The following is an 18,702-nucleotide window of genomic DNA, read 5'->3' on the forward strand; positions in this document are numbered from 1 at the left end:
GATAACTGATAACTGATAACTGATAACTGATAACTGATAACTGATAACTGATAACTGATAACTGATAACTGATAACTGATAACTGATAACTGATAACTGATAACTGATAACTGATAACTGATAACTGATAACTGATGCTTACTCCTTTTGATTCCCCCAAATCTTTACATTGGCAGCAAAGCTTGCGAGCGCCGATTGTTCGTCAATTGGAGATATTTGGCTTTACAATGCAGTTTTTGACTTTTTTGCTCTGGGATCGTTTAACGGGGGCTAATAGGGGCAAAAAACGGCAAAGGAGAGCGAAATGGTTAGTAGATCGCCTGATAAATTTGGGGCCAACTTTTATTAAAATTGGGCAATCTTTATCGACGCGAGCAGATTTAATTCCGCTCGAATATATCGAACAATTAACCCAATTACAGGATCGAGTTCCCGAATTTAATAGTCAAGAAGCGATCGGAGTTATTGAAACAGAATTAGGACAAACCCTAGATAATTTATTTGAAAGTTTTACCGTGTCTCCTCTCGCTTGTGCCAGTTTAGGACAAGTGCATCGAGCGCGGTTATTAAGTGGGGAAGAAGTCGTTATTAAGGTACAAAGACCGAATTTGGAAGGACTATTTAATCTCGATTTTGAATTGTTGCATCGTCTCACCCGTTGGTTAAATATTTTCCCCGTGGTGAAAAAATATAATTTAGAAGCTATCTATCAAGAATTCTTTGAACTACTCTTTCAAGAAATCGATTATATTCATGAGGGCAAAAATGCCGATCGCTTTCGGGAAAATTTTAAGAATTATCCCCAGGTAAAAGTTCCTTTAGTTTACTGGCAATATACCACCCGCAGGGTACTAACTTTGGAGTATGTGCCGGGGATTAAAGTCGATGATCGAGAGACTTTACTAGCTAATGGTATTAACGTAGATGGGATTATTCAACTGGGGATATGTTCCTATCTCAAACAACTATTACAGGATGGTTTTTTTCAATCAGATCCCCATCCGGGTAATATGGCAGTTAGTCAGGAAGGGGAGTTAATTTTCTACGATTTCGGCACGATGTTCGAGTTAAAGTCCGTCGCTAAAGATCAAATGATCGAAACCTTTTTCGCTATCTTGAGAAAGGATACGGAAACAGTCTTAAAAACCTTGATGTATATGGGGTTAATTGAACCTGTTAGAGACCTGCAACCTGTGCGAAATATCGTGCAGTTTCTCTTAGATGAATTTCGCGATAAACCGGTAGATGTGAGGGCCTTTGAACAAATTAGCGATCAAGTGTATTTAATGTTTAAACAGCAACCTTTTCGCTTACCTCCCCAAATGACTTTTATTATTAAATCTGTCACCACTTTGGATGGGATTGCCCGCTCTTTAGATCCCCAGTATAATTTATTAGCAGCTAGTCAACCTTTTGTGAAAAGTCTAGCGGTATCGGGAGGAACTACCAACACCATGCTTACCCTAGCTAATCAAGCGCGCACTTTTCTTAAACAACAATGGCAAAAAGGTAATAAAAACGAGAGAATGATCCGTCAATTAGAGGAAAAAATCGAGCGAGGAAATTTAGTTTTTCAAGTTAAGTCACGGGAAAATGAACGACTTCTGAAAAGAATTTATCTAGGAATTAAAGTATTAATTAATGTCTGTTTACTGGGATTTAGTATTATCTCAGCCATATTTTTATTAGACACCAACTATAGCAAAATGGCCATTATTCCCTTCAGTTTAGCCGGGTTATTTGCTTTATTTTTTCTGCGTTCTTCCATGGCTTTATTGATTCAGGAAAGATTAGATAAAATGTTAGACAAGTAAATAATTATCATTTTTATTAGTAGATGGTTTTTGTTATCGGCAACAAAAATTAAAGTTTGACGGGCTGTCTGTTGACAAGATTTCCAGAAATTATCATAATAAAAATGTTTTCATTGTACCCAGCAGCAAGAGGACAAGAAAATGTTGTTAAAATCTTTAGCCCTTAGTTCCCTGGTCGGATTATCCTTAGTTACATCTATCCCAGTCTTGGCTAATCCTGGCGTTTCTCCAGTACAAACTAACGAAGCAATAATTGCTGTCGGTCAACAAAAAACCGATTTATTTGTTAATTTAACCACCGATGATCCTTGGCGAGCTGCAATGGCCATTGGTGTCGCCACCAATATGTTGAAAAAAGGTCACTCAACCACTATTTTTTTGAATATTACAGGGGTACACCTCGCCGCAACGACAATTCCTCAACACACTAACGGTATCACCGGTAAAACCCTGCAAGCAATGTTAGTAGATTTCATCAGTCAAGGGGGAAAAGTCTTAATTTGTCCCTCCTGTATGAAACAAGCAGCAATAAAACCCGAAGATCTAATTGCCGGTGTGGTGACAAGTTCCCCCGATTCCCTGGAAGCAAATTTATTTAACGAAACGGTTAAAGTAATTAGCTGGTAAATCTAGCATTTTCTAGAGAATCTAGAGACCTTAACAATAAGGTCTCTATTATTAGTAGATTTATTTTTGCTTAAAAGAGCGGCCGCTCTTGACTCAGTCGTTATACCATTTTTCTTGGTTCGTGGACCGCCCCCCAGAAAGCTAAGCTGTTGACTATCTAGGGTTTGCTGAATATTACTGGGAGCTTTACTAGAAAACGGTTTTGGGACTTTTTTAGTCAAAAAAGTGCAAGAGACAAACGTTGAGAAATCGATCCGAGGGACTCATACTAAATCCGTTGAGTATAGGCTACTTATGAGGACAGGCAAAAGGTACTCATGCAAAATGCAAAAGGAGAAATAGATAATCAGTCTTTAATAACAGGATTTATAGCAAAGACCAAGGTGCTTAGGACAATCCATCGCTGAAACCCTGTTCAGATAAGAGTTTGAAAATTGAAAGCGTCCTAAATAACCCATTATTTGCTATAGTATTCAGATCTTGATTCGGCAATGCTGGCACTCAAATTAATACTCGTAACCATAGACAAAAGGTTATATAAATCTAACTAATCATTTACTTGAGTAATTGGTATTTTACAAATCGCTGAAAGCAAGTCACCATAGGAATTAAGCAAATGCAGTTCCGAATCAAATCCTGTGGGAGATAGAAATTATGGTTGCTTTAATCACCCCAAAACCCGCTAAAACCAGCCGTTTAACCACACAAATCCAAGAAATCGCCGAAAATACTTTTACCTTGCGCTGTTTGGATTGGGATCGCGAGCGCTTTGATATCGAATTTGGTTTAGAAAACGGTACCACTTATAATTCTTTTGTTATTCAAGGGGAAAAAACCGCCCTAATTGACACATCTCACCGCAAATTTGATCGCCTTTATCTGGACGAATTAACTAAACTAATCAATATCAATCATCTTGATTATTTAATTATCAGTCACACCGAACCCGACCACAGTGGTTTAGTCAAAGAAGTTTTGGAATTAGTCCCAGAAGTTACCGTGGTTGGGGCAAAAGTTGCCATGCAATTCCTCGAAAACATGGTACACAGACCCTTTAAACAGTTAATCGTTAAAAGTGGTGATACTTTAGATTTAGGTAATGGTCATGTCTTAGAATTTGTTTCAGCCCCTAATCTTCATTGGCCTGATACTATCTTCACTTTTGATGCTAAAACTGCCACCCTTTTTACCTGTGATGCCTTCGGAATGCACTTTTGCGATGATCAAACCTACGATCGAGAAAAAGAGCTGCTAGAAGCCGATTTTCAAACCTATTATGACTGTCTGATGCGACCGAATGCTCGTTCAGTTTTAGGGGCAATTAAAAGAATCGAGAAATTTGAGATTAATCTCATTGCCACCGGTCACGGTCCCCTATTAAAACACCATATTTCTGATTGGGTGGGACGCTATCAAACTTGGAGTCAAGAACAAACTTCTGCCGATACTTTAGTGGCTGTATTCTTTACCCAAGATTACGGACAAAGTGAACATTTAGCTACTATGATTAGTCAGGGTCTGACTAAAACTGATGTGGTGACAGAATTAGTCGATATGAATAATGCTGATCCCCACGAAGTCAGAGAATTAATCAATCAGTCTAAGGGAGTTGTCATCGGAATGCCTCCCCAATCTTCCCCGATTAACCAGACGATTTTAAGCACAATTCTTGCTTCAGTTAATGGCAAACAAGCGGTAGGATTATTTGAGTCAGGAGGTGGGGAAGATGAACCAATTTTTCCCTTAAGAAATAAATTACAGGAAATGGTCGCGATCGAAGCTTTTCCTCCTCTTTTAGTTAAAGACAATCCCAATCAATCCCTCGATTTTATTGCCGATGAAGCAGGAACCGACCTCGGCCAATGGTTAAGCCGAGAAAAAACGATTAAACAAATTAAATCGATTAACAACGACTTAGAAAGAGCTTTAGGCCGTATTAGCACCGGATTGTACTTAATTACTTCCCAAAAAGCCGATTTATCTAGTGCCATGATTGCCTCTTGGGTGACACAAGCAAGTTTAAATCCTTTAGGTGTGGCGATTGCAGTGGCCAAAGATCGGGCAATGGTATCCTTTTTACAGCCTAGCGATACCTTTGTTTTAAATGTTTTAGCTGAGGATAATTACCAGAAATTAATGAAACATTTCCTCAAGCGTTTCTCTCCCGGTGCCAATCGTTTTGAAGGCATTAAAACCTATACTGCCAATAATGGATCACCAATTTTAGCCGATGCCTTAGCTTACATAGAATGTGAAGTAACCAGTCGTTTAGATTGCGGCGATCATTGGGTAGTTTATTGTACCGTTAATACTGGACGAGTTGCCCGTTTAGATGTCTTAACTGCTGTCCATCATCGCAAAGTTGGCAACCATTATTAACAGTTATCAGTTATCAGTTATCAGTTATCAGTTATCAGTTATCAGTTATCAGTTATCAGATGTGAGTTATCAGATGTGAGTTTTCAGGGGATAGTGTTAAGTAGGAAGTTACCGCTTTCTTTTCACTGATTACTGTTTACTGCTCACTGATAACTGAAACACCCAATTCTATCAATCTTAGGAGAAATAAAATGTACGAACCAATTAAAAACCCTTCCCCAATGATGGTGCGAGTAGTGCAAGTCTTAGAAATGATTCAAGATTTAATTGTCATTTCTCTCTGTATTGGTTTATTTAGCTTCATGGTGTTAGAAGTCAGAGAAATGTTTATGTCGCTGCTGCCACCGATTCAATTTCGGATTGTTACCGCCGATATTTTATTCCTCTTAATTCTAGTAGAATTGTTCCGATTGTTAATTATTTATTTGCAAGAAAAACGAGTTTCTATCGGTGTTGCTGTGGAAGTTTCTATCGTCTCGGTTTTGCGAGAATTAATTGTTAGAGGAGTCCTAGAAACTAATTGGACACAAGTATTAGCTGCCTGTGCTTTTCTAATAGTTCTCGGCACATTAATGGTGTTAAGAGTTTGGCTTCCTCCCACCTTTGAAGGTATCGATCCTGAACAAAAAGTTTCTGAACGTTATCGTCAACATTTAGTTAAAGAATTAACTGAAATAAACAGCAAAATTTAGTCAGTTATCAGTTATCAGTTATCAGTTAGAAGGGGATAGGTAAATGGGGGAATAGGGAAATGGGGAGATAGAGTAATTTCAACTAAAACCCTAAAACCCCACACCCCAACACCCCACACCCCACACCAAACACCAAACACCAAACTTAACAATTATGAGCGCTACTACCTTAATTCCTAATCCTGCTATTAATAATCGCTCCCGCGATGTTCAAACCGCAGAAATTGCCGATAAAACTTGGGTTTTTCGCTCCCGTACTTGGGACAGATTAAAATTTGAAATAGAATATGCTCGTCAACGGGGAACCACCGCTAATTCCTATCTTATCTGTGGTGATAAAACCGCCTTAATCGATCCCCCTGGAGAATCCTTCACCGAAATTTATTTAGAAGAAATTCGTCAATATATCTCCTTACATCGTCTCGATTATCTGATTCTCAGTCACGTTAATCCCAACCGTATCGTCACTTTAAAGGCATTATTAGCCGAAACCCATCAAATCACCATCCTCTGTTCTAAATCTGCCGTCAATACCCTTAAAAATGCCTTTCCCGATGCACAAATTTTTGGCATACGAACCGATGAAATCCTTGATTTAGGGCAAGGTCATCAACTAAGTTTTATTAATGTCCCTACGCCGCGCTGGCCTGATGGTATCTGCACTTTTGACCAAAAAACCCAAATTTTATACAGCGATAAATTCTTTAGTGTGCATCTGTGCAGTGACGCTCTTTGGGATAAGAATTGGAAAGAATTAGATGTGGATCGTCGTTATTATTTTGATTGTCTCCATGCCGTGCAATCCAAAGCGGTAGAAACAGCCCTCGACAAAATTAAAGAATTTCCCGCTCAATATTATGCACCCGCCCACGGTCCGATAATTCGTTATAGTCTTAGTCGTCTTGCCCACGATTATCGTTATTGGTGTCAAGAACAAAAAACTCGACCTCTACAAGTGGCTTTATTATATGCTTCTGCCTACGGAAATACTGCCACCCTGGCCCGCTCGATCGAACGGGGATTATTAGAAAATGATCTGGCCGTAGAATCAATAAATTGTGAGTTTGCCACCCCCGCCGAAATTAGTCAAGCGATCGAAAATTGTGACGGATTTATTATCGGTTCTCCCACCTTAGCCGGTCACGCTCCCACCCAGATCCAAACCGCTTTAGGAATCGTTCTTTCCACGGCAGCAAAAACTAAATTAGCCGGGGTTTTTGGTTCCTACGGTTGGAGTGGGGAAGCTGTAGATTTAATTGAAACTAAACTCAAAGATGCCAATTATCGCCTCGGTTTTGAATCCTTGCGCGTGCGTTTTAGCCCCACAGAAAGCTGTTTACAAGCAGGTTATTTAGCCGGAGAAACCTTCGCCCGGACCTTGAAAAAAACCAAAAAATTGCGGGTTCCCCAACAGGGAATGACCGAAACACAAATCGATCGCACTGCCCAGGCCGTTGGTCGGATCGTCGGTTCCCTCTCTGTTCTCACCACTCGTCAGGGCGAGGATCATGCTGGTTTCCTGACCTCTTGGGTATCCCAAGCCAGTTTTAACCCCCCGGGGCTAATTATCGCCGTTGCTGACGAACAAGCCGCCGATCGCCTAATTAACTCAGGAACCGCCTTTACCTTGAATATTCTCAAGGAAGGGCGCAATTTACGCCGTCATTTTTCCAATCGCATCAAATCTGGCGGCGATGTCTTTACGGGATTAGAAACCCAAGCCGGGGAAAATGGCTGTCTGATTTTAAGCGAAAGTCTCGCCTATCTAGAGTGTACGGTCAAAGAGCGACAACTATGCGGCGATCGCTGGTTAGTCTATGCTACCGTCGAGCGCGGTCAAGTTTTGGATAGTAACGGTGTCACCGCCATCGGTCATCGCAAATCCGGTAGTCAGTATTAAAACTGGACTAGCGGGGCAAAGCTCCTGACTTTCCCCCCATCATCGGCCTAGATTTCTGGGAAACAAATGTTATGTTAGTATACAAGGTTGTCCGACCGGGTTATTTTGTCTTTGTTTCCCCATGAAAAAATTGCCGCTAATCCTATCGGTGGGGAGTGTCGCTTTATTGTTGGTGGGGTGTCCAGCTTCTGACCAAGCTAATCAATCCCCACCGCCTACCCAAGAAACCCCCACCCCCTCTCCTAGTCCCCCGGCTGCCCAACCACCCGCCTTTAGCAATCCTGTACAACCGGCTACCAAACCAACCACCCCAAGGGTAGCGAGATTGATTCCTGCTACCGATCCTGACCAAAAACGGGCGGAAATTAATCGCGGTTCCAGGGATAAGGATCCCTTTGCCCCCTTAGACCTACAACCAAATATTACAATTACAGTGGCGGAAAAACCCCCGGCTGGGACTCCGGCGGCCACCGGCGCACCCGCGGCCGCACCCGCACCCGCACCCAGGGTCAATCGTCCCACTCCCAGACCACCGATAGTGAAAGCACCGCCCACTCTTAGACTACCGATAGTGAAAGCACCGCCCACTCTTAGACTACCGATAGTGAAAGTGCCGCCACCACCACCGCAACCGACGGAAGCAGAAGAAGTGCAAGTATCGGGCATCGTCCAATTACCTAGCACTCCTATGGCGATCGTGAAAGCCCCGGGAGAAGCCACGGAACGTCGAGTTATCCCCGGTTCTACCCTCTCTAATGGTTTAATTTTAGTTAAAGCGATCAACACCGATCCCGATAACCCCTATATTGTCCTACAACAACGCGGTCGAACTATTACCCGTCGTTTAGGGGATGGTGTCCCCGAACCCGCCGCCGCACCGCAAGCCTCGATCAGCTATAATGTTTCCGAATCAGGAGAGTAAAACCCGTGCGATCGATTGCTATTCAACAAAAACAAACCATTATTTATCTGCGAATGCCCTTGGCTATCTATCGAGAATTAGCCAGCCATTTACAACAGGTTCAAGGGGTCGAAACCCACCTCACTCCCCAGCAGTTCCAACAATTCGATTATCACCAAAGTCAGATCGGTAGTCTAGAAATTAACTATACCGAGGCTTTTCAGGAAAGCGATCGCACTTTGGTGACGGCAATTCTCGATTATTATGCCCAACGTCACGGCTCCTATCAGCTTTCCTAAGCTTTCTCTCCTCACCTTTTCCCCGATTACCGAATTTCTTCTTAAAAACTAAAAGTATTTTATAGGAGTTATCTTAATGCTGGGGATGATGCCAAATCCCGTCATACTTCATCTAAATTTATCTGTCAATACCGCTTCATTTTATGGACAAGAACAAGGGGATAAAAATTAAAATCTTTCTGATTTTAAGCCACCGACGACCAGTGGTAGTCACTGATAACTGATAACTGATAACTGATAACTGAAATGACCCTACCCAATTCCCTAGAAGAAACAATCCTGCAAGCAAAAGCCGCCACCCAACTGGCTCTAGAATCGGGATCTAGACGCGTACAAGTGGAATTAGTTATCCCAGAAATTGCTCTACAAGCGCAAGCTTTAGCCCTTGATTTTAGCTCTATTTTTGACAGTTATGGTTCTGGTTTAAGGGTAATTTTTCCCGATACTGGGGCCGCCATGTTAGCTCGACGGGATTGGGGAGAAACAGTTTTTCAACTGGGAGATTTAGGTAGTCGTTTTATTCCCATCGAAAACAAAATTAAGCCCGAAGATGAAGCTTTTTTAGTTGTTTGTCCCTCCTCGGTCGAGATTAATTCCGTAGAAAAACTCTGTAACCTGGCCGAAGAGCGCCCCGTGGTTCTTCTGATTCCCCAATTGGAAGATGTATCGGTAGTAGGTATCGGTTACGCAGCCCGACAATTGCGAGAAAGATTTTTAAGTACCCTAGAAAGTTGTTATTATTTTCGTCCCTTGGAATCAGCGATCGTGTATCGTTCCTATCCCTCTTTGTGGCAAGTTTGGCTAGAAAAAGAAAACGGTTACGAGTTAATTTCCGAACAACCCACTAAACCCATGGGCGAAGCTTTAGAAAATCTGATTCTGAAAGCTTCTAGTAATACTCCTAATGATAGTCCTAATCCTGCTAATAAAGCCAAAAAGTCCGGTTTATTTGCCACTATGGGACGCTTCTTAAAAGCATTGCAACAGTGACATACTCCCCCCGTCAAGTTACGCTGTGACGGTGGGAGTATGTCAATCCCACTCCTGTAAGTCTCTGAGCCAATTTTGCAGCAAGCTAGTTAATTGAGTACGGCGAGTTTCAAAATTGCCAGCAATTGAGAGCAAGCTAACCCCCACCAGCAATCCGATAATCCATTTAAGCAGAGGATAAAGGGAAATCAAAATTACCAACTGATAGAAAGCATTAGCCACAAAAGTAAAAGTGCCAAGATAGAGGAAGGCGCGAATTCGTAAGGCTAATCCGGCAAAAATTGCCACTAAACTGAGGATGCCAGGCAGGATTCCCGTCTGATGATGAAAGCAGAGAGCCGCACTAGCAATAATGCCTGTTCCCAAGAGGCGGAGCAGGTGGCGCAAGGATTTGCCTTGCCTCCCCTGACAGGTAGGTTCTATCCAGACAAGACAGAGGAGAGACAGTCCGACAAGACTGCTGTAGGCGAAGGGAGTTGCCAGAGAGAAAGCCGCCAGCCAAAGGGCGATCGCCCAATTCACTAACAAGAGGGTAAGATAGCGCCACCGGGGTTGCTGCCGCAGCCAAGCCAGCCAAGCATAGAATCCAGCCACCACCAGCAAACTTAGGGGATTGAGCTTGTCTAAACTGCCCCCAAGGGCGAGTCCGGGAAGAACAAGAGCGAGGAATTGCCAAGGACGAGGCGGCCAGCCCCAAAGCCGCCAAGGGAGCAGATAGGTGAAAACAGCCACCCCAGAGGCGATTACTCCCAACCAAGAAACTAGGTATTGAGAGAAGAATTCCATCGGAGGAATAGTATTGGCAGCATAAACCCCAATCCCAGTGGCTTCTAGAATACCCAGATAGACCCAGATTTCAGCGATCGCCTGGTCAGGATGGTTGCGCCCTTGCCAGATAGCATAACGAGTCAAAAAGATACCGGTTGCCAATCCCAACAGTTGATTGACTGCAACGGGATAGAATAAAGCCCCTAGTAACAGGCAACTGCCCAAAGCCCAGTGCAGGTGGGCAACCAACTTCAATTCTGAACCCGTCAGATGCAAGTAGCCAGCCAAGCAGGGAGAGAGCAACCGATAGCCGTAAACCAAGCTGGCGGCCAGGGCTGCCATTGCCAAAAATTGATCGCCTTGGGACAGGTCGGCAATTTGATAAAACAATAGCTCGTAGGCTGAGATGGAGATCCCGCCAATTCCCAGGTACAACAAGGGCTTCCCGTCCGAGGAGCGCCGCCCAACTCCGATGGCAATCAGTACCAGTCCCAAAGAACTCAAGCCAGTCCAACTACTGAAAAATCCCCAACGCAGAGCGGCTCCTAATGCCCCATAGAGCAAGGGTAGGATATTCCAGCTATTGAGCATTTCCCGCCTGTGATATCTGTGCCACCAATCTCCCAACAGTTGGGTAAGCAATCCCAAGAGAATATTGGCGATCGCCAGGGCAATTAAAGACTGCTTAGTTAGGTTGAGAACTTCGATGGTGAACAGTTCCAAGCTCCAGCCTACCCCGTAGATGCCCCAGTTACTCGGCTCGAGGTAGCTTCGATAGGCGATCGCCCCTAAAGTCAGGGCAGCCGCTAGGACAGAGAGGCTCGAGGCAGCCATCCAATCCCAGTAAACGGCTAGAGAATGGAGAGTCAGGGCGACTAACTCCAGACTACAGAGGGTGATTGCCCAGCCATCGCAGGCGCGGGCATAGAGGAGAGCAAGTGCAGAAGTCCGCTGGCTCAACCAATCGCGCAACAGCCAGAGGGGGATAAGGGCGATTGCCCCCGCCAACAGCCAAGCTAATCCAGAGACAGACAATCTCTCTAGTAAGGTAGCACTCAACCCCAAGGACAAGCCGACCGTGATGGCAGCCGCTGCTAATTTTTGTAGGCGATGAGTCTGAAAGAACATCAACCCAGTGGCGATCGCCAAGGTGACGAGACGAGTTTCTTCCCCTACCCAGGTGGGAATTTGGGCAACTAGCAGGACTGAGATGCTCAACCAAATGACTAGGTTAGGTTGGCGCGAGGGTTGCCAACTGCGATAAGCTGTCGCCCCCATCAGCAGCCAAGTGGCGATCGCTTCTTTACCGTCTGGAGAATTAAAGACATTGCCAGAAAGCGCCAATAACATCAGGAGCGAGAGGCAAGTTGCCCAACCATCGCTAACCTGGGCATAAATTCTCGCCAAATTATTCGGTAATGCCCTTAAGCATTGGCGGAGAATCCACAAGCTTGTCGCAGTAATTACCCCTGCCAACAGCCAGCTTGCTTCTTGCCGCAATGCCCAACCAAAACTGCCATCCCACAAACACAGTGCCAGCCAACTCAAGCCAAAACCTACGGTAATCGCTGCTGCTGCTACCTGCTCTAAGTTACGGCTATTGACGAACATCAATCCTGTAGCTATCCCTAAGCTAATTGAGGCAATTCCTGGTTCCAACCCTTGGGAGAGGAGGGCTGTTAAGATAAGCCACTGCCACAGGGCTAAAGCTTCTATACTCAACCAACTGGCAACTTCCCGCCGAGCCAGATTCCAAGTTCCCACCCCAGTCAGGGCCAGGGGAGCCAAACCCCAGACTAAGCCCCACTCTAGCCCCATAAGCGGGCGCTCCAACACAGAGGTCAACTGGGCGAAAACTGCCACCTGATTGAGGACAAACAAGCCATAGGATAGCCCAGCCAAGATTAGTCCCAGCTGCCAAGTTGTGTGGTGTAGGAGATGGAGCAAGGAAGTAGGAGGAAAGGGCTGTTTCACGCTGAATGCCAATTCCAGCACCGCCAGCATGATTAAAATCACGCCCCAAACTGCCCAACTCAACCTTGGCCATCCCCAGTCAATCGCCAAAATTAGGGTGAGCAAGCCAGCTAGGTGAGTGAGATAGGCCAGGGAGAGAAAACGGCGGGAAATCTCTTGAAGGGAAGCTAGTTTGACTTGCCGTTGGCTGAAAATTACTAACGCCAGGGTTGAAGCTGCCAAGTTGAGCGTCCTCAAGGCAGGATTGACTAAGGAGCAAAAGGTCAAGGTTGTTCCCCAGAACAAGGCTATCGGGCCGGTAAAAGAGGCTAATTCCCGCTTGCCCAATTGGGAGAACCAATCTCTCAGGAATAGGATTAAGACTAGGTAAGGAAAGAGCACTAAGCTTAGTAACGCCCAAGGGGTAGCTTCAGCGCCAGTTAAACCAGTCCCCAAGGCGATTGCCGCTTGTCTAAAAGTATCTGGAAGCAAGCGCCAAGCCAGCCACAACCCCTGCAACCCAATCAGCAAGGCTGCTGCCAAGTCGAACTTCCGCCAGGAGTAACCGATGCGTCGGGCAAAAAACAGGAGTGATAAACCACTCACTGCTAGGGCTTGCCAGGGTGTTTCACCTACCGACAGTAACCAACCTAGCAGCAGCAAGCTACCGCCGATACGCTGCCACAAGGAAACAGATTGTCTGGTCTGCCAACTGGCTAACCAGCCGCAAATCCCCACAGCCAGCCCCAATTGGCTAATCTCCACCTGAGCGATAAAAATTGCCCGCACCAGCAGGATAACTAGCCCATAGACGACAATTGCCTCATTTAAGCTAAAAGGGGCTAATCTTGCTCTCCTTGATGCTCCTTCTTGTCTAGCCGCTTCAGGAACACGGGAAAGGGAGATCAAAGTTGTTCCCACCACGCCCAAGTAAGTTGCCAGCAAGGGAAAACCCCCAATTGCCCATCCCCAATGCAGATAGCTCAATCCCAAGTGATTCGGCAGACTTTGAGAAAATCCTGCCGGACCAGTTCCCCCGTACCTCCCCCGGAATAGTTGAACTGTCACGGCGGTAAGGGAAAGGGCAGCCACTACCACAATCAACCAGTCTAGAGGGTTGCGCCACAAGCCCAAGCTATCCATGGCCAGAAAATTCATCGGTACTAGCAACAGGGTAACGAGGCGCAAAGCTTGACTGGTCAGGCGCAGGCCCGGCTGTTGGCTACTCCAAAAACTGGCTCCCCAAAAAGCTAAAGTATAAAGCCACAAAACCCCATACTGTCCGGCGGTTGAGAATTTTTCCCAAAAGTTGGCGGCGAGGACACCAGAGGAGATGACCACCATGAAGACCCCCAACAGCAGCAGCCAGAGGACGCTCAATTCTGCCATCAAAGACTGTAACATTTGTCCAAACTGGCTGGGAGTTTCCTGCCGTCGAGGAGATGTTGGCGGCTGTGGCGGGATTCTACGGGGAGCTTCTGGCCGTCGAGAAGGTAGCGCGGGTGGGGGAGTCTGCTGGGAGGAGATGGGGTCTGGCAGCGGCTCTCTGGTAGGGGCAGTTGTCAGTATAGGCATGACACAGGAGAGGTTTTCCCGACACAGTTGCTTGACTTGAGATTCCTCAACTAATCCTAATTGGAGCCATTGTTCTAAACCTTGTAGTAGAGAGGGATGGGAAGCTCTCACTCTTATAACAACCCGGATTTGAGAAGCAGTCAGCCAGCCTCGCTGCTGCCATTGCCCCAAACCTTCTAAAAAGTTAGATATAGGGACGCTGGTGGTTATTGTCAGAGCGAGGGTTTCTTGAACTGAATTTTCTCTCGCATTTATTGCTAATTCTAGTCTTTTGTCGACAATCAACTCTAATTCTAGCCATTGATTGAGAGCTAGTAAAAGTTCGGCTGGCGAGTTGGGATTGACGATTTCTATTGGGATGATTCGATTCTCTTGAAATGACATAAGTAGTCGGACAAAAGTAAGGTTACATTTCTTAAGAAATTAATCTCATCTAAGCTGTCTTGAAAAAACGAATAATCTCTCGTACATGATTGAGAAATTGACTGTCTTCTGTCAGTTGTGCGATCGCATTTTGTGCTTCCTGAGATAAGGCTTCATGTTCAACCTGATTTTTAGCCTGTAATTGTTCTAGTAAGGCTTTCAGACGGGCTAATTCTTGGCGAGTTATTTTGACTTCTTGTTGCTGTATAGCTGCCCAAGAGTTGGGATTTTCTGTATCGAGTTTTTCCATGATTATTGCCACATTAGCATCTAAATTAGAGACGCGATTGCGCAACTCTACTACATCCTCTCTGGGATACTTAATCTGTTGTCGAATCATTGACAAACGCACGGCTAAATATTGATAAGCCCGAATTGCCGGACGTAAAGCTGTCAATAATAAAGTTGCACCGGAACTCACATATCCTACTGCACTAATTCCCGTTGATGCTAAGGTATAAAGTCCAATTCCTGACAGCAAATGTAAGGCGATTGCGAGCCGAATTGACCAACGCGCTACTGTCTTAACATAATCAACTTGTTTCCGATCTACGGGAATATTTTTTTCTTGAGAAATTGCTGCTTCTGCGATGACTTCCTGGGCATCAAAATAAATGTTCCAAGGAACAGTCACAATCACTAACAACCACCAAAAACTGGCGATCCCAATCAACCAATCGATTAAATTTCCTGACGGGATTTGCAACCATCGTAAAACCCCAAAAGCTAGTAAGACTAAGGCTCCAAAAATCACACAAAATCCGATAAATCCTAGATAGCTTAAAAACATCTAAATCACATCTTTTTTATTTCTCTTTCTTTTATGTTAGAAAAAGATTGATCAAGTTTCACTAGCGGTTGTGACACTTTGTGAATTTACCCATAAAATAGCATAATTGTGAACCATAACTTGGCTGTTTGACAACGAGTATAGTGTAGCGACTATCAATTGACGGGAATCTTCCGACTCAACCGCTAAGATTTGCGTTTGCATCGCTTGATTGTTTTCGCCACGACCCCGGCGACTGTTCGAGTTTTGTCAGGGAGATTATGGTGGTTACCCTTGCTACGAAGCGGTCTTTTCTGACCAAGGTTGGGACGGTCTACCACTTCTCTCAATATACAAGGTTGGGTTGAAGCATGAAACCCAACGCCCGCTCATGTTACGAAGTGCGCTAACCCATCCTACAAATAATTGTGCCTCCCTACTTATAATAAAATTAATCGGTAGTTTCCCTAGAGGTAAACTTTTATGATTGTCAATAAGCGAGAACTCAAGCAAGCCTTAAATCCGGTGTACTTGAAAATTAAGCCTGATGCTGAAACAATTCAGGTTTTTCAAGCTAATTTAACGCGCTTGTTGGAGCAATGTGACAGCAAAAAGTTGGAAGAGTTTAATAAAAATTTGCTGATAGATTTTTTTAAAAATACCTATTATACTGATCGCTATTTTATCAATACAAAAGAGCGCATTGATCTGGTGATTCATAATAACCAGGATGTTAAAAGTCCAGTGGGGGTTATTTTTGAGACGAAGAAACCTACTCGGACAATAAATGCAGAAATGCCAAGACTGGATCATCTCAATACTAAGGCTTTTCAGCAGTTAATTTTATATTTTCTCCGCGAAAGGGTGACGGATAAAAATCTTGATATTAAACACTTGATCGTGACAAATATTTATGAGTGGTTTATTTTCGATGGGAAGATTTTTGAGGAGTTATTTTTTGCTAATAAGGCTCTAGTTAACCAGTTTTGCGATTTTGAAGAAGGGAGACTGAGTAGTACGAAAACGGATTTTTTCTATCAACAAATTGCAGAACCAGCCATCACTAAAGTTATTGAGCAAATTAAGTTTACTCATTTTGATCTGCGAGAACTGGAAAATTTAGATTGGCTGGATATTTACAAGATTCTTTCGCCAGAGCATTTACTTAAGTTACCTTTTGTTAATGACAGTAATACTTTAAATAAGCCTTTTTATAATGAGCTTTTGTATATTATTGGTTTGACGGAAGTTAAGGATAAAGGCAAGAAGTTAATCGGACGAATGAAAGAAGGCGATCGCTGTGATGGTTCACTGATTGAAAATGCGATTAGTCGGTTGGATAGTTTAGATAAAATTGCACAATTAAAAAATCCTGAAGAGTTTGGAACTACGGATGAGGAACGGCTTTTTAATGTGGCGTTGCGGTTATCAATTAATTGGATTAATCGGGTTTTGTTTCTCAAATTATTGGAAGCGCAGTTAATTAAATATCATCAAGGCGATCGAGATTTTGCCTTTCTGAATTTGGCGAAAGTTCCCAGTTATGATGATCTCGATAGTTTGTTTTTTGATGTGTTAGCCAGGGAGACAAATAAGCGCGAGGCTAAGGTTAAAACGACTTTTGCTCATGTACCTTATTTAAATAGTTCGCTATTTGAGCCAACGGATACGGAACAGCAAACGATTGTCATTGGCAATTTGCGGGAGCGAACTTTACCCATTTTTGCAGGTACGGTGCTAAAAGATAATCAGGGTAATAAGCGAGTAGTTGAGTTGAATTCTTTGGCTTATTTGTTTGAGTTTTTGGATGCTTATAAATTTGATCGAGATGAGTTAGAAAATCCTCAAGAAGATAGCGAAAAGTTAATTAATGCTTCGGTGTTGGGGTTGATTTTTGAAAAGATTAATGGTTATAAGGATGGTTCTTTTTATACACCGAGTTTTATTACCATGTATATGTGTCGGGAAACGATACGACGAGCGATCGTGCAGAAGTTTAATGAAGTAAAAGGCTGGAATTGTCAAACTTTAGATGATTTGTATGAACGAATTGAGGATAAAAAAGAGGCGAATACTATTATTAATAGTCTAAAGATTTGTGATCCGGCGGTGGGTTCGGGACATTTTTTAGTTTCGGCTTTAAATGAGATAATTGCGATTAAGAGTGAGTTACGGGTTTTATTAGATAGTTCGGGTAAGTCGCTAAAAGATTATCGGGTAGAGGTGCGAAATGATAAGTTACTGGTTTACGATGATGAAGGTAATTTATTTGCTTATCATCCGAATAATAAAGAAAAGCAACGGGTACAGCAAGCCTTATTTCATGAGAAACAGACGATTATCGAGGGGTGTTTATTTGGGGTGGATATTAACCCTAATTCCGTGACGATTTGTCACTTGCGGTTATGGATTGAGCTTTTAAAGAATGCTTATTATCGAGAAGATGGCAATTTGGAAACTTTGCCAAATATTGATATTAATATCAAGTGTGGTAATTCTTTGATTAGTCGCTTTGCTTTGGATGTGGATGTTAAACAGGTTTTACAGAAGCAGAAGTTTAGTATTGAGGAATATCGCAATGCTGTACAGACTTATCGCAATGCAGAAACTAAGGGACAAAAGCGGCAGATGGAAACGCTGATTGCTAAGATTAAAGCTGGGTTTAGTGCTAATTTATTAATTGGTGATCCTAAGAAGGTGAAGTTACGTCAATTACAAGGGGAGCTTTATAATCTGGAAAATCAGGGTTTATTATTTGAGGAGACTAAGACGGAGCAAAAAGCGCGGGAGAAAAAAGTTACTAAGTTAAATAATGAGATTGATAAGCTAACTGCTGAAATTGCAGATATTGAAAGCGGTAGGCTATATGAGAATGCTTTAGAATGGCGGTTTGAGTTTCCCGAAGTGTTAAATGATGACGGGGATTTTGTTGGGTTTGATGTGGTGATTGGGAATCCTCCTTATGTACCGTCAAAAAATCTAGATGAAAAAGAGAAAGCTTTATATTATGAACATTACAAGACTACAGAATATCAAATTAATACCTTTGGGATATTTACTGAGTTAGGCATAAAAATATTGAACCAGAAAGGTTTTCTTGGCTTAATAATTCCAAATTATTGGTTAACAACTAAATATGACAAAAAATTGAGAAAATTCTTGTTTGAAGAAAATCGAACAACCAATATAGTAAATGTATATAATATTTTTGAAAGTGCCGTAGTTGAAACATTACTTTTGTTTTCAAAAAAAGAACCAAATAATGATGAGATACATATTTGTAGTATTGATCGTAATATCTCTACAATTAATGAAAGATTGGAAGCAGTTATGCTTTCTCATTGGAGCTATGACCAAAAGATTACTGTTTCAGCTTTAGATGAAGAATTAACTATATCATTCAACGATAAAATTAAAATTAATGCAGAAACTCAAATAGGTTCTTTATTTGATTTGAAATTCGGAGCAAAGTTAGGCTCTTCGTTACTCTTTATGCTAAATCAACAGACAAGATGCCAAGATAACATACTTCTAACCCAAAAATTCCGAAAGTTTCTAAAGCCATAGCCTCTTCGTTTTATTAGTTTAAGTTTATTGTTGATTCCCTCGACC

The 18,702-nt window shown here is 43.0% G+C and carries 11 protein-coding genes and 1 pseudogene; 9 read left to right on the top strand and 3 right to left on the bottom strand.

Annotated elements, in window-relative coordinates:
- Positions 1–134: 134 nt before the first annotated feature.
- From IM479_RS10420 to IM479_RS10455, 8 genes are all read left to right on the top strand, one after another.
- A complete protein-coding gene (locus tag IM479_RS10420) occupies positions 135–1,814 on the top strand; it encodes an ABC1 kinase family protein (RefSeq protein WP_287685942.1) in 1,680 nt (559 codons plus the stop codon).
- Between the two features lie 141 nt (positions 1,815–1,955).
- On the top strand, positions 1,956–2,441 hold the full coding sequence (locus IM479_RS10425) for a DsrE family protein (RefSeq protein WP_147070726.1): 486 nt from the start codon (positions 1,956–1,958) through the stop codon (positions 2,439–2,441).
- 654 nt (positions 2,442–3,095) lie between these two features.
- Positions 3,096–4,820, top strand: a complete 1,725-nt coding sequence (locus IM479_RS10430) for a diflavin flavoprotein (RefSeq protein WP_287685943.1) — start codon at positions 3,096–3,098, stop codon at positions 4,818–4,820.
- Between the two features lie 191 nt (positions 4,821–5,011).
- Positions 5,012–5,512 (top strand): phosphate-starvation-inducible PsiE family protein, encoded by a 501-nt coding sequence (locus IM479_RS10435; RefSeq protein ID WP_287685944.1) that lies wholly within the window; start codon positions 5,012–5,014, stop codon positions 5,510–5,512.
- Positions 5,513–5,666: 154 nt separating this feature from the next.
- Entirely contained in the window at positions 5,667–7,412 is a 1,746-nt protein-coding gene (locus IM479_RS10440) for a diflavin flavoprotein (RefSeq protein WP_287685945.1), read from the top strand.
- Positions 7,413–7,533: 121 nt separating this feature from the next.
- Positions 7,534–8,334: a hypothetical protein gene (locus tag IM479_RS10445; protein WP_287685946.1), complete on the top strand. Its 801-nt coding sequence runs from the start codon at positions 7,534–7,536 to the stop codon at positions 8,332–8,334.
- 5 nt (positions 8,335–8,339) lie between these two features.
- Positions 8,340–8,612, top strand: a complete 273-nt coding sequence (locus IM479_RS10450; RefSeq protein WP_287685947.1) for a hypothetical protein — start codon at positions 8,340–8,342, stop codon at positions 8,610–8,612.
- A 246-nt stretch (positions 8,613–8,858) separates the two neighbouring features.
- Complete coding sequence (locus tag IM479_RS10455) at positions 8,859–9,602, top strand: DUF1995 family protein (RefSeq protein WP_287685948.1); 744 nt, start codon at positions 8,859–8,861, stop codon at positions 9,600–9,602.
- Positions 9,603–9,644: 42 nt separating this feature from the next.
- Here the strand turns inward: IM479_RS10455 and IM479_RS10460 are convergent, their stop codons facing one another.
- Both IM479_RS10460 and IM479_RS10465 read right to left on the bottom strand, forming a co-directional pair.
- Positions 9,645–14,282, bottom strand: a complete 4,638-nt coding sequence (locus IM479_RS10460) for a hypothetical protein (protein WP_287685949.1) — start codon at positions 14,280–14,282, stop codon at positions 9,645–9,647.
- 49 nt (positions 14,283–14,331) lie between these two features.
- Positions 14,332–15,111: a hypothetical protein gene (locus IM479_RS10465; RefSeq protein WP_287685950.1), complete on the bottom strand. Its 780-nt coding sequence runs from the start codon at positions 15,109–15,111 to the stop codon at positions 14,332–14,334.
- Between the two features lie 462 nt (positions 15,112–15,573).
- On the opposite strand from IM479_RS10465, the pseudogene IM479_RS10470 reads away from it, so the two are divergent.
- A pseudogene (locus IM479_RS10470) lies at positions 15,574–18,357 on the top strand (type IIG restriction enzyme/methyltransferase); the annotation flags it as partial.
- A 233-nt stretch (positions 18,358–18,590) separates the two neighbouring features.
- Here the strand turns inward: IM479_RS10470 and IM479_RS10475 are convergent.
- On the bottom strand, positions 18,591–18,702 hold a 112-nt coding region (locus tag IM479_RS10475; RefSeq protein ID WP_071784045.1), incomplete at its 5' end, for a transposase.

The sequence above is a fragment of the Microcystis sp. M165S2 genome, assembly GCF_020245885.1.
Lineage (GTDB): Bacteria > Cyanobacteriota > Cyanobacteriia > Cyanobacteriales > Microcystaceae > Microcystis.